Genomic DNA, 12,521 nt, shown 5'->3' with positions numbered 1-12,521 from the left:
GCTCAATCCGTTCGAACAGGCGGCGGCCGATGTCCGCTCCGGCGTCGATGCCGCGATGAAGCCGAAGCCTGCCGTCGATCCGGCCACGCCGGCCGCTTCGACGCCGCAGGCCAGCGAGCCGCTGAAGAACGGCGCGACGGTATTGCCTGGCGTCGAGGCACCGGAAGCGACGCCGGCGGCGCCCATCTTCCCGGCGATGACCGACGATGCCGTTGTGGCGCCGGCAGTTGCCGCTGCAACGGCGGCGCCGCAGAAGGTGGACGCCAAGAAGCCGGCCGCGGCGAAGACTGCCAAGGCACCCGCAACCGTGGCGAAGGCTGCAAAGGCGCAGGCAAAGCCGACGCCAGTGAAAGCCGCCAAGCCAGCCGCACCAGCAAAGACATCGAAGCCGGCAGCTAGCAAGGCGGCGAATAAGTCTGAAGTGAAGGCGGCGCCAGTGACGAAGCCGGCGACGGCGAAGCCCTCGCCCAAGAAGACGGCGCCGGCGACGAAGTCCGCGCCGGCGACGAAGCCCGCGCCTAAGAAGACGGCGGGAGCCGCCAAGTGAGCGTCACGGATCAGGAACGAGACGAAATCGAGAAATCGTCGGCGCCATTGATCGAGCATCTGATCGAGCTGCGCCGGCGGCTGATCTGGTCGCTGGGCGGCTTCTTCGTCGCTTTCCTCGTCTGCTTCTTCTTCGCCAAGCGGCTGTTCAACCTCCTGGTCGTGCCGTTCAAATGGGCGACGCAGTGGGCCGGGCTCGACCCGCACAAGGTCGAGCTGATCTATACGGCGCCGCAGGAGTTCTTCTTCACGCAGGTCAAGCTCGCCATGTTCGGCGGCATGGTGATTGCCTTCCCTCTGATCGCCACGCAGATCTACAAATTCATCGCGCCAGGCCTCTACAAGAACGAGCGCAACGCCTTCCTGCCGTTCCTGATCGCCTCGCCGATCCTGTTCCTGATGGGCGCCTCGCTGGTCTATTTCTTCTTCACGCCGATGGTGATGTGGTTCTTCCTCGCCATGCAGCAGACCGGCACCAACGACCAGGTGCAGATATCGCTGCTGCCGAAAGTCTCGGAATATCTCAGCCTGATCATGACGCTGATCTTCTCCTTCGGCCTGGTGTTCCAGCTGCCGGTGGTGACCAGCCTGATGACCAGGGTCGGCATGCTGTCGTCGAAGGCGCTGGCCGAGAAGCGCAAATGGGCGATCGTCATCGCCTTCGTCGTTGCCGCCGTGCTGACGCCGCCAGATCCGATGAGCCAGATCGGCCTGGCCATCCCGACCATCCTGCTCTACGAGGTCGCCATCTGGTCGGCCCGGCTGATCGAACGCAGCCAGGAGCGGGACCGTCTGGCGCGCGAGAAGCAGGAGGCAGACGAGACCGTGGCCGACAAGACGCCGGACGAGCCCTCGGCGCCGGCGGCATCGTAACGCGGCGGCGGCGGAAAACGGTAACCGCCGCCCGGCCCATCTTGCATCGATCGTGGATGCGGTTTACGCCCTCGAGCCTTAGCTCAGGAGCGTTCAGACCATGCTTGACATCAAATGGATTCGCGACAACCCGAAGGCCCTTGCCGAGGCGCTGGTCAAGCGCTCGTGGTCGGCGGCCGAGGCGCAGTCCACCGTCGATGGCCTGATCGCCAGCGACGAGGCGCGGCGCGCGCATCTAACCGAACTGCAGGTCAAGCAGGAACGCCGCAACGCCGCCTCGAAGGAGATCGGCAACGCTATGCGTTCGGGCGATGCCGCTCTGGCCGAAAAACTGAAAGCCGAAGTCGGCGAGATCAAGGCCTTCATCCAGAACGGCGAGGCGCGCGAGCGCGAGCTCGACAAAGCGCTGAACGATGCGCTGGCGGTGCTGCCCAACGTGCCGCTGGATGAGGTTCCGGTCGGCAAGGACGAGCACGACAATGTGGTGAAGCGCACTTTCGGCGAGGTGCCTGCGCGCCCGAACTGGGTGAAGGAGCATTTCGAGGTCGGCGAAGCGCTGGGCATGATGGATTTCGAGCGGGCGGCGAAGCTGTCAGGCTCGCGCTTCACGGTGCTTAAGAGCCAGCTGGCGCGGATGGAGCGCGCGCTCGGCCAGTTCATGCTCGATCTGCACACGACCGAGCATGGCTATGAGGAAATCATCCCGCCGCTGATGGTCAAGGACGATGTCCTCTTCGGCACCAACCAATTGCCGAAGTTCGAGCTCGACCTGTTTTTCACGCCGCATGGCGACGGCAGGCTGGGCTTGATCCCGACCGCCGAGGTGCCGCTCACCAACCTGGTGCGCGAAGAAATCACCGCGCATGAAAAGCTGCCGCTGCGCTACACGGCGCTGACGCCGTGCTTCCGCTCGGAAGCGGGCTCGGCCGGGCGCGACACCCGCGGCATGCTGCGCCAGCACCAGTTCTACAAGGTGGAACTGGTCTCGATCACCGACCAGGAAAGCTCGATCGCCGAGCACGAACGGATGACGGCCTGCGCCGAGGAAGTGCTGAAGCGGCTGGAGCTGCCGTTCCGCACCATGACGCTGTGCACCGGCGACATGGGCTTCGGCGCGCGCAAGACCTATGACATCGAGGTCTGGCTGCCCGGCCAGAACGCCTATCGCGAAATCTCGTCCTGTTCGGTCTGCGGCGACTTCCAGGCACGACGCATGGACGCTCGCTACAAGGACAAGGACGGCAAGGGCAACCGCTTCGTCCACACGCTGAACGGTTCGGGCACCGCGGTCGGCCGGGCTCTTATCGCCGTCATCGAAAACTACCAGAATGAGGATGGCAGCGTAACCATTCCTGAAGCGCTTCGGCCTTACATGGGTGGTCTGACCAAGATCGAATCGAAGTAATGCGCATTCTCTTGACCAATGATGACGGCATCCATGCCGAGGGCCTGGCGTCGCTCGAACGCATCGCGCGCACGCTGTCGGACGACGTCTGGGTGGTGGCGCCGGAGCAGGATCAATCCGGCTACGCGCATTCGCTGTCGATCTCCGAGCCGCTGCGGCTGCGCAAGATTGGCGACAAGCACTACGCCGTGCGCGGCACGCCGACCGATTGCGTCATCATGGGTGTCAAGAAGATCCTGCCGGGCATGCCCGACCTCATCCTGTCCGGCGTCAATTCCGGCGCCAACATCGCCGACGACGTCACCTATTCCGGCACGGTCGCCGGCGCCATGGAGGGCGCATTGCTCGGCGTGCGCTCGATCGCGGTCAGCCAGGCCTATTCCTATGCCGGCGAGGACCGCGTCGTTCCCTACGAGACCACCGAGGCGCTGGCGCCGGCGCTGCTGAAAAAGCTGGTGGCGATGCCATTGCCGGACGGCGTGCTGCTCAACGTCAATTTTCCGAATTGCGCGCCCGACGAGATCGAGGGCACCGTCGTCACCTCGCAAGGCAAGCTGGTGCACAGCCTGTGGGTGGACGAGCGCCGCGACGGGCGCGGCCTGCCTTACTACTGGTTGCGCTTTGGCCGCGAGCCGGTCGAAGGCAAGAAGGGCACCGATCTCCATGCCATGCGCAACCGACTGGTGTCGGTGACGCCGCTGCAGCTCGACCTTACAGCTCATGAAATTCGCGACCAACTGACCAAGGCGCTCGCATGAACCAGCCGATTTCAGTCGACGACCGCGAAGGTTTTGCCGCCTTCCTGCTGCGCCTGCGCGGCCGGGGGTCGGCGCCGAAGCCGCTGATTGCCGCCTTCGAGGCGACGCCGCGCCGTGGCTTCCTGTCCGGACAGTTCCATTCGCTCGCCTGGTCGGACGGCATGCTGCCGATCGAATGCGGCGAGGCGATCGAGGGCGCCGACCTGCAGGCCGCGGTGCTCGCGGCGCTTGGCGTCGAGCCCGGCAACCGCGTGCTGGAGATCGGCACCGGGACTGGCTACACGGCGGCGGTGATGTCGCGGCTGGCGTCGCGCATCGTCACCATCGACCGTTACAAGACGCTGACCGAGCAGGCCAAACAGCGCTTCGAGGCGCTCGGCATCGGCAATGTCATCGTCCGCCAGGCGGATGGCTCCAACGGATTGCCGAATGAAGGGCCGTTCGACCGCATCGTTGCCTGGGCGGCCTTCGACAACCTGCCGCGTTTCCTGCTCGACCAGTTGTCGAGCGGCGGTGTGGTCATCGCGCCGATCGGCCCGGAGGAGGGCGAGCAGGTGCTGGCAAAGCTCACCAAAGTCGGCAGCCGCTTCGAGCGCGAGGACATCGGTATCGTCAGGCTGCAGCCGATCCTGCGCAGCGTCGCCGCCGTCATCTGACACTCTTCGAATATTTTAAGAAAATTTTCGCCGGATTCTAAGGGGTTAACCGGCCAGTAACATTAACGCGCTTTAATCATGACCAGTTTGTACCGGGTCTGTGCGGGTTAGTGCGATGCAATTCAGTGTTTTGAAGGCAAACGGACGCAATCTGGCGCGTGGCTGCGCCGTCCTCATGATTGCAGGCGCCGCCGCGGGGTGCAGCTCCCAGGTCGCCCGCTTCAACGGTGTCGACGACGTCTTCACCTCCTCGACCAACAATCAACGCGCCATCATCGATAAACAGGACGCCGCCCAACCCTATCCGGGCGACACCGCGATGGCGCCGGCGCCGGTCGATGGCAGCCACACCCAGTCGGTGAGCCGCTCCAGCCTGGAGCCGGTTTCCGTGCAGCAGCTGCCGCCGCCGGTGTCACAGCCGGCCCAGGCGCCCGCCGCGAAGCCGATGCGCACCGCTTCGGCCCCGGTCCTGGCGCCGCCCGCCAAGCATGTCGACAGGACGACCACAGGCACCGTCGCCCCGGCGGCGAAGCCGTTCAAGGAGGCGCAGCCCGACTCGAAGATGGCGGCCGCCGGCACGCCGCACGCCACCGAGATCGTGGTCCGGGACGGCGAGACCATCTCCGGCCTGGCGCAGCGCTACAAGGTGCCGGCCGACGTGATCATGAAGGTCAACGGTCTGAGTGCGACCAAGGGCCTGAAGACAGGCCAGAAGCTGGTCATTCCCGCCTATGCCTATTCGAGCAAGGAGCCGGCGCAGAAACTCGCCGACACCAAGCCCGCGAATGCGCCGAAGCCCGCCAGCGCGCCCGAGAAGATCGCCGTGCTGCCGCAGCAGCCCAAGCTCAAGGACGGCAAGTCGGCCGCGCCGGTCGACGCTTCTGCCGCCGCCAGCGGATTGAAGGACGCCAAGCCCGCGACGCAGGTCGCCTCCGCCAAGCCGGCTGGCGCCGGCGGCACCTACACGGTCCAGCAGGGCGACTCGCTGTCGTCCATCGCCAGGAAGACCGGTGTCGGCGTCGTGGCGCTGAAGCAGGCGAACGGCATGCAGGACGGCCTGCTCAAGATCGGCCAGACGCTGAAGGTTCCGGCCGGCGGCACGGCGACTGTCGCCGCCGCGAAGCCGGTCAAGGTCGACCCGGTGACGACGGCCACCACGCAGCCGGCGGCGAAGCCGACCGAGACGCTCGCCTCCTACACGCCGCCGAAGAAGGACGCCAAGGTCATCCAGCAGGCCGAGGACGACGACGCGGTGGCGCCGGATGCCACCGGCATCGGCAAGATGCGCTGGCCGGTGCGCGGCCGCGTGATCTCCAATTTTGGCGGCGGCAAGGACGGCGTCGACATCGCGGTCCCCGAGGGAACGCCGGTGAAGGCGGCCGAGAACGGCGTCGTCATCTATGCCGGCGACGGGCTGAAGGAATTCGGCAACACCGTCCTGGTGCGGCACGAGAACGGTCTGGTCACCGTCTACGGCCATGCCAGCTCGATCGAGGTGCAGCGCGGCCAGAAGGTCAAGCGCGGCCAGGAGATCGCGCTGTCGGGCATGAGCGGCACCACCGACTCGCCGAAGCTGCACTTCGAGGTGCGCAAGAACTCCGCCCCGGTCGATCCGTCGGGCTATCTCGAATAGAAGAAGAACAATTGCGGGCCGTCTGAGACCTCCAGTCCAGCCCGCCGGCTCAGCCCGCTCCGCAAGGGGCGGGCTTTTTCAGTCGCTGCCGGCACCGCTTTGGCAAACGTCCAGCGCCGCGGCAGACGGGTGGCGAACTCAAGCTTGCGTTGATCCGGTGAAGAAGCCTTCCAGTTCCGCGAAGCCCATCGCTTTCTCGGAAAACCGGAAGGTGCCCGCGGATTTCATCTCCCGCACGGCGTGGACGAACTTGCCATAGGCGAGCCGCGCCAGCGCCGAGCCGACGCTGATCCGCTTGACGCCAGCATCCGCCAATTCGGCCACGCCAAACGTGGCGCCGGGCATGCCCATGACGACATTGACCGGTTTCGTCACGGCGCCGCAGACGGTGCGGATCATGCCGAGGTCGTGGAGGCCGGGCGCATAGAGCACATCGGCGCCGGCCTTCTCGAAAGCCTGCAGCCTTCTGATGGTGTCATCCAGATCGGGGCGGCCCCAGAGGAAGTTCTCGCAGCGCGCCGTCAGGACGAAATCATCCGGCAGGGCGCGGCGCGCCTGTGCGGCCGCCTCGATCCGCTCGACCGCCAGCGCGAATTCATAGATCGGATCGTCATGCCTGCCGGTATGGTCTTCGAGAGAACATCCGGCCAGGCCGATGCCGGCCGCGGCCTCGATCGTCTCGGCAGCACTTTGCGGACTGTCACCGAAGCCCTTTTCGAGATCGGCGGAGACGGGCAGTGGCGTTGCCGCCACGATGGACCGACAGTGACTTAGCGTATCTTCTCGCGAGACCTGTCCTTCGGCGACGCCAAGGGAGAACGCCATGCCGGCACTGGTGGTGGCGAGGGCCCGAAAACCCATGGCCGCCAGAATCCGTGCCGTGCCTATGTCCCAGGGATTGGGAATGATGAACGTACCTGGTTCCTGATGAAGCCTGCGAAACGCCGCGCCCTTGCTATCCAATGCGTTCTCCTTCGGGCCTTCGAGTCACCGAAGGAAGATGACACAACGATCGGAACAAATAAAGAACAAGCGCTGCTTGGTCGTAACGTCAGCAGGCCTCATGCCTGCTTTCGGATGACAGCTATCAGTCCGTCAGCGGCTTGCCGAGACGTCCCGCCAGATCCTGTGTGAACTGCCAGGCGACGCGGCCGGAGCGGCTGCCGCGCGTCGTCGCCCATTCCAGCGCCTCGGCGCGCAGCGTCTCGGGGTCGATGGCCAGGCCGTGATGGCGGACATAGCCGTCGATCATGTCGAGATATTCGTCCTGCGAGCATTTGTGGAAGCCGAGCCAGAGGCCGAAACGGTCGGACAGCGAGACCTTCTCCTCGACCGCTTCAGAGGGATTGATGGCGGTCGAGCGCTCATTGTCGATCATGTCGCGCGGCAACAGATGCCGCCGGTTCGAGGTGGCGTAGAAGATGACATTGGTCGGACGGCCTTCGACGCCGCCTTCCAGTGCCGCCTTCAGCGACTTGTAGGACGTGTCGTCATGGTCGAAGGAGAGGTCGTCGCAAAACAGGATGAAGCGGAAGGGGGCGGCCTTGAGCAATCCCATCAGCTTGGGCAGCGTGTCGATGTCCTCGCGGTGGATCTCGATCAGCTTGAGCGGCCGATCGAGCTTGTCGGAGGCATTGACCGCTGCGTGCACCGCCTTGACCAGCGACGATTTGCCCATGCCGCGCGCACCCCACAACAGCACATTGTTGGCGGCAAAGCCCGAGGCGAAGCGCTCGGTGTTGTCGACAAGGATGTCTCGGACGCGATCGACGCCGCGGATCAGCCCGATGTCGACGCGGTTGACCTTGCGCACCGGCTCCAGATAGCCGGGATCGGCCTGCCAGACGAAGCAATCGGCCCCGGCAAGGTCTGTTTGCGGCACCGGCGGCCGGGCAAGCCGGGTGACCGCTTCGATCAGGCGGTCGAGCTTCTGGTTCAGGGCGTCGAGGGTGCTGTCGGTCATGTCTTGTCTTTTGATCTGGCGTTCGGGATCTGGCAGGCGGAAATCCGCTCTTTCGCGGCGGGATAAGAACCGCTTCCAACCTTTTGCCGGAGCATGATCTTTTCCGCGGACCGCACCCGGCATTCGGCGATCATGCTCTAACACGCGCCAACCGGCCGGAAAAGCAGCGGATTCGCCCGGCGGCGCAGTTGCATTGGCAACTTTACCGACTATATTCCGGCCAAATTTCGCGGGGCCGCCTTGTGGCGGTTTTTCACCATTCAGGAGTTTCTTGATGTTCGTTACACCGGCATACGCCCAGGGCGTCGGCGCCTCGCCAGACATGTTCATCAGCATTTTGCCGTTTGTCCTGATTTTCGTGATCATGTATTTTCTGATCATCCGGCCGCAGCGCGCGCAGCTGAAGAAGCGCCAGGAAATGCTCTCGGCGGTGCGGCGTGGCGATACGGTCGTGACCGGCGGCGGTTTCGTCGGCAAGGTGACCAAGGTGATCGACGACAACGAACTGGAGATCGACCTCGGCGGCGGCACCAAGGTGACGGCGCTGCGCTCGACGATCTCGGACGTGCGCGTCAAGGGCGAGCCGGTGGCGAACCAGAACGCCAAGAAATAACCGAATTGAAGGCGGAACGCTGCCGCTTGTACGCCTGAACGGATAAGAACGAATGCTCTATTTTTCGCGCCTGAAGATGATCCTGATCTGGCTGGCCGTGGCCGCCACCGTGGTCCTCGCCGCGCCCAATCTCTTCCCCGCCAGCACGTTGGCGCAATTGCCCAGCTGGGTGCCGAAGCGGCAGATGACGCTCGGCCTCGACCTGCAGGGCGGTTCGCACATCCTGCTTCAAATGAACCAGAACGACCTGATCAAGGATCGGCTGGAGACCTCGCGCGACGAGATCAGGACGCTGCTGCGCGACGCCAACCCCAAGATCAATTACACCGGCCTTTCCGGATCGGGCCGCACGGTGCAGGTCCGCATCACCGATCCCAGCCAGCTTGACGCCGCCAAGAAGGTGCTGAAGCCGCTGACCGACCCGGTGGCGGCGGGTCTCTTCACCGGCGGATCCGTCCAGGAGATGACGCTGGACGATTCCGAGCCCGGCCTGCTCAAGTTCACGGTGACCGACGCGGGCATCAAATACCGCACCTCGACGGCGCTGACGCAGTCGATCGAGGTCGTCGAGCGGCGCGTCAACGAGCTCGGCACGACCGAGCCGATCGTGCAGCGGCAGGGCGACGACCGCATCCTGGTCCAGGTGCCCGGCCTGCAGGATCCGCAAAGATTGAAGGAAATCCTCGGCCAGACCGCCAAGCTGACGTTCCAGATGGTCGACCAGTCGATGCCGGTCCAGGACGCGCTCAACGGCCGTCCGCCGGCAGGCTCCTCGATCCTCTATTCGCAGGACGATCCGCCGGTACCCTATCTGATCGAGAACCGCGTCATCGTGTCGGGCGAGAACCTGGTCGATGCGCAGGCGACCTACAATTCGCAGAACAACGAGCCGGTCGTTTCCTTCCGCTTCGATTCCAAGGGCGCCACCCGCTTCGGCCAGGCGACGGCGCAAAATGTCGGCAAGCTGTTTGCCATCATCCTCGACAACCAGGTGATCTCGGCGCCGCAGATCCGCGAGCCGATCCTCGGCGGCACCGGCCAGATCTCCGGCAATTTCACCGCCCAGAGCGCCAACGACCTCGCCGTGCTGCTGCGCGCCGGCGCGCTGCCGGCGACGCTGACGGTGATCGAGGAGCGCACGGTGGGTCCGGGCCTGGGGCAGGACTCCATTCATGCCGGCAAGGTCGCCGGCATCATCGGCTCGATCCTCGTGGTCGCCTTCATGTTCGTCGCCTACGGCTTCCTCGGCTTCCTGGCCAACATCGCGCTTGCGGTGCATGTGGCGATGATCGTCGGGCTGTTGTCGCTGCTTGGCGCGACGCTGACCCTGCCTGGTATCGCGGGTATCGTGCTGACCATCGGCATGGCGGTGGACTCCAACGTGCTGATCTATGAGCGCATCCGAGAGGAGCGGCGGGCCGGCCGCTCGGTCATCCAGGCGATCGACACCGGCTTTACCAAGGCGCTGGCGACCATCGTCGATTCCAACGTGACGTCGCTGATCGCGACCGTGGTGCTGTTCTATCTCGGCACCGGGCCGGTGAAGGGCTTTGCCATCACCTATGCCATCGGCATCCTGACCACGGTCTTCACCGCCTTCACCTTCACCCGGCTGCTGGTGTCGATCTGGCTGCGCCGCGCGCGGCCGAAGGAACTGCCGCGCGCTCCGGTGACCTTCATTCCGCCCGGCACGAAGATCCCGTTCATGGGCATCCGCCGCTGGACATTCGCGCTCTCCAGCCTGCTGTCGATCCTGTCTGTCGTGCTGTTCATGACCGTCGACATCAACTACGGCATCGACTTCAAGGGCGGCTCGCTGATCGAGGTGCAGTCCAAGAGCGGCAATGCCGATCTCGCCGACATCCGCGGCAGGCTGACGGAACTCAACATCGGCGAAGTGCAGGTGCAGCAGTTCGGCGAGCCGAACGACGTGCTGATCCGCGTCGGCACCCAGGAGGGTGGCGAGAACGCCGAGCAGACCGTCATCGACAAGGTGCGCGGCGAGCTGCAGGACCAGTATGATTTCCGCCGCGTCGAAGTGGTGGGACCGACGGTTTCGGGCGAGCTCGCCAAGCAGGGCACGATCGCCATGCTGATCGCGCTGCTCGGCATCCTGGTCTATGTCTGGTTCCGCTTCGAATGGCAGTTCGCGGTCGGCGCCATCATCGCGACCGTGCACGACGTGGTGATGACCATCGGCTTCTTCGTCATCACCGGACTGGAATTCAACCAGTCGTCGCTGGCGGCAATCCTGACCATCATCGGCTATTCGCTGAACGACACCATCGTCGTCTACGACCGCGTCCGCGAGGATCTTCGGAAATACAAGAAGATGCCGCTGCCGCAGCTGTTGAACAACGCCATCAACGAGACGCTGTCGAGAACGACGCTGACCTCGGTGACGACGATCCTGGCGCTGCTCGCGCTGGTGCTGTTCGGCGGCGAGGTGATCCGCTCGTTCACCATGGCGATGCTGTTCGGCGTGGTGTTCGGCACCTATTCGTCGATCTTCATCGCCGCGCCGCTGCTGATCCTGTTCAAGTTGCGGCCGCAGGCCACGTCCGCCGACGAGGAGAAGCCGGTGAACGGCAAGGCCCTGGCGACCTGACGCCGCGGCCGTGGCCAAGGGCATCGTCATCCGCGAGGCGCATTTCCCCGGCCGGGCGCCGATCGAGGCCTATGGCAATGGCGGCTTCCGCTTCGCCGATATGTCGAATCGCGGCTCGCTGCTCTGCCTGCCGTCCGGCATCCATGGCTGGGAGCCGGCCGATCCGCTGGCGTTGACGGTGGCGGACTTCAGCAAGCTGCTCGCCGAGGCCGGCAAGGTCGAGATCGTGCTGGTCGGCACCGGCAAGGATCTGCGGCCGCTGCCTGCGGCGCTGCGCGCGGCATTGAAGGAAGCCGGCATCGCCGCCGATCCGATGTCGACCGGCGCGGCGGTGCGGACCTACAATGTCCTGCTCGCCGAAGACCGCGCCGTGGCCGCGGCGCTGATTGCCGTCGACTGACGTGGCCGATACCGCCAACATCGTCATGGATGCGGTGCGCGCTTCCGACCATGACCGTTATCTCAGCGCGCTCTACGCGCCCGCCGACAAGCGCGACGCGCTGTTTTCGCTCTATGCCTTCAATGCAGAGATCGCGTCCGTTCGCGACCGTATCCACGAGCCGTTGCCCGGCGAGGTACGGCTGCAATGGTGGCGCGATGTCATCGCGGCAGAGAACGATGCGGAGACCGGCCATCCGATCGCCGATGCGCTGAGGGCGACGATAGCGGCCAACCGCCTGCCGAAGCCGGCCTTCGACAACATGCTCGAAGCGCGCATCTTCGATCTCTATGACGACGCGATGCCGTCGCGCACCGACCTCGAAGGCTATTGCGGCGAGACCGCCGCTGCGCTCATACAGCTTGCGGCAATGGTGCTCGATCCCCAGGAGGCGCCGCGCTTCGCCGAATTGGCTGGGAGGGCGGGCTGCGCCCAGGCGATCACGGGCCTTCTGCTGCTGTTGCCGCTGCATCGTCGACGCGGCCAATGCTTCGTGCCGGCGGATATCCTTGCGGCGGCTGGCTCTTCATCGGAAGAGTTCGTCAAAGCGGACGGCGGCCCCGGCGCGCAGCGCGCGGTGGCGGCGGTGATCGCGCTGGCGCGCGAGCATCTCAGTGCTTTCGAGCGCGGCGCCGCCGCGCTGCCGGCTTCGCTGCGCCCGGCCTTCCTGCCGCTGGTGCTGACGCGCGCCTATCTCGGCAAGATGGAAGGGCGCTCGCCGCTCGATGGCGCTGCGCGGCTTTCGGCTTTGCGCCGGCACTGGCTGCTGCTGCGTCGCGCCTCGAAAGGCTGGCCGGCCATTTGACGTAAACGTCAATCGTGCTAGGTGTTCTGCCGGTCGGACTCGCGTCGAAGAAGCGCAAGCCGCCGGAGGAGATGCCATTCCATGAGCCTGCCCGTGCTGGTCGCCCTTGTCGTGTTCGGCATCGCGCTGTCGGTCGCGGCCGTGCATTTCACTGGCGGCACCACGACCGCGACGCTTGCCGGCACGGATCAGGCGCTGCAGCGTTTTGCCGAGGATTTTCCC

General features: G+C 65.1%; 11 protein-coding genes and 1 pseudogene. 10 read left to right on the top strand and 2 right to left on the bottom strand.

Features of this window, described 5'->3' with window-relative positions; translation table 11 throughout:
• From EN738_RS20530 to EN738_RS20505, 6 genes and pseudogenes are all read left to right on the top strand, one after another.
• Window positions 1-547: pseudogene (locus EN738_RS20530) on the top strand (twin-arginine translocase subunit TatB); the annotation flags it as partial.
• The gene (gene tatC, locus EN738_RS20525; RefSeq protein ID WP_127285296.1) at window positions 544-1,419 is read left to right on the top strand and encodes a twin-arginine translocase subunit TatC; all 876 of its coding nucleotides are present in this window, start codon (window positions 544-546) and stop codon (window positions 1,417-1,419) included. The pseudogene EN738_RS20530 and the gene tatC, both read left to right, overlap by 4 nt.
• Before the next feature lie 100 nt (window positions 1,420-1,519).
• Complete coding sequence (gene serS, locus EN738_RS20520) at window positions 1,520-2,824, top strand: serine--tRNA ligase (protein ID WP_127285295.1); 1,305 nt, start codon at window positions 1,520-1,522, stop codon at window positions 2,822-2,824.
• Window positions 2,824-3,582, top strand: a complete 759-nt coding sequence (surE, locus tag EN738_RS20515) for a 5'/3'-nucleotidase SurE (protein ID WP_126054204.1) — start codon at window positions 2,824-2,826, stop codon at window positions 3,580-3,582. Before serS ends, surE begins: the two co-directional genes overlap by 1 nt.
• On the top strand, window positions 3,579-4,238 hold the full coding sequence (locus EN738_RS20510) for a protein-L-isoaspartate(D-aspartate) O-methyltransferase (protein WP_127285294.1): 660 nt from the start codon (window positions 3,579-3,581) through the stop codon (window positions 4,236-4,238). Before surE ends, EN738_RS20510 begins: the two co-directional genes overlap by 4 nt.
• Before the next feature lie 115 nt (window positions 4,239-4,353).
• On the top strand, window positions 4,354-5,871 hold the full coding sequence (locus EN738_RS20505) for a peptidoglycan DD-metalloendopeptidase family protein (protein ID WP_127285293.1): 1,518 nt from the start codon (window positions 4,354-4,356) through the stop codon (window positions 5,869-5,871).
• A gap of 138 nt (window positions 5,872-6,009) precedes the next feature.
• Here EN738_RS20505 and EN738_RS20500 read toward each other — a convergent pair whose 3' ends face one another.
• Both EN738_RS20500 and EN738_RS20495 read right to left on the bottom strand, forming a co-directional pair.
• Window positions 6,010-6,834: an isocitrate lyase/phosphoenolpyruvate mutase family protein gene (locus tag EN738_RS20500; RefSeq protein WP_127285292.1), complete on the bottom strand. Its 825-nt coding sequence runs from the start codon at window positions 6,832-6,834 to the stop codon at window positions 6,010-6,012.
• Window positions 6,835-6,958: 124 nt separating this feature from the next.
• On the bottom strand, window positions 6,959-7,834 hold the full coding sequence (locus EN738_RS20495) for an ATP-binding protein (protein ID WP_127285291.1): 876 nt from the start codon (window positions 7,832-7,834) through the stop codon (window positions 6,959-6,961).
• Between the two features lie 274 nt (window positions 7,835-8,108).
• Here EN738_RS20495 and yajC point away from each other — a divergent pair, with 274 nt between their 5' ends.
• From yajC to EN738_RS20475, 4 genes are read left to right on the top strand one after another with little or no spacing between them, the layout of a single operon-like run.
• Complete coding sequence (gene yajC / locus EN738_RS20490; protein WP_041004168.1) at window positions 8,109-8,447, top strand: preprotein translocase subunit YajC; 339 nt, start codon at window positions 8,109-8,111, stop codon at window positions 8,445-8,447.
• A 52-nt stretch (window positions 8,448-8,499) separates the two neighbouring features.
• On the top strand, window positions 8,500-11,055 hold the full coding sequence (gene secDF, locus EN738_RS20485) for a protein translocase subunit SecDF (RefSeq protein ID WP_127285290.1): 2,556 nt from the start codon (window positions 8,500-8,502) through the stop codon (window positions 11,053-11,055).
• Window positions 11,056-11,065: 10 nt separating this feature from the next.
• Complete coding sequence (locus EN738_RS20480) at window positions 11,066-11,455, top strand: Mth938-like domain-containing protein (protein WP_127285289.1); 390 nt, start codon at window positions 11,066-11,068, stop codon at window positions 11,453-11,455.
• Window positions 11,456-11,480: 25 nt separating this feature from the next.
• Window positions 11,481-12,299, top strand: a complete 819-nt coding sequence (locus EN738_RS20475; protein WP_127285297.1) for a phytoene/squalene synthase family protein — start codon at window positions 11,481-11,483, stop codon at window positions 12,297-12,299.
• Window positions 12,300-12,521 lie beyond the last annotated feature (222 nt).

It is taken from the genome of Mesorhizobium sp. M4B.F.Ca.ET.017.02.2.1 (genome assembly GCF_003998955.1).
GTDB lineage: Bacteria > Pseudomonadota > Alphaproteobacteria > Rhizobiales > Rhizobiaceae > Mesorhizobium > Mesorhizobium abyssinicae.
Note: the sequence above shows the minus strand (reverse complement) of the source record. Positions and strands in the feature narration are given on the sequence as shown.

Coding starts and splice junctions, on each gene's coding strand:
- serS (WP_127285295.1), top strand. CDS start 1,520: ATGCTTGACATCAAATGGATTCGCGACAACCCGAAGGCCCTTGCCGAG.
- EN738_RS20510 (WP_127285294.1), top strand. CDS start 3,579: ATGAACCAGCCGATTTCAGTCGACGACCGCGAAGGTTTTGCCGCCTTC.
- EN738_RS20505 (WP_127285293.1), top strand. CDS start 4,354: ATGCAATTCAGTGTTTTGAAGGCAAACGGACGCAATCTGGCGCGTGGC.
- secDF (WP_127285290.1), top strand. CDS start 8,500: ATGCTCTATTTTTCGCGCCTGAAGATGATCCTGATCTGGCTGGCCGTG.
- EN738_RS20495 (WP_127285291.1), bottom strand. CDS start 7,834: ATGACCGACAGCACCCTCGACGCCCTGAACCAGAAGCTCGACCGCCTG.
- surE (WP_126054204.1), top strand. CDS start 2,824: ATGCGCATTCTCTTGACCAATGATGACGGCATCCATGCCGAGGGCCTG.
- EN738_RS20475 (WP_127285297.1), top strand. CDS start 11,481: ATGGATGCGGTGCGCGCTTCCGACCATGACCGTTATCTCAGCGCGCTC.
- yajC (WP_041004168.1), top strand. CDS start 8,109: ATGTTCGTTACACCGGCATACGCCCAGGGCGTCGGCGCCTCGCCAGAC.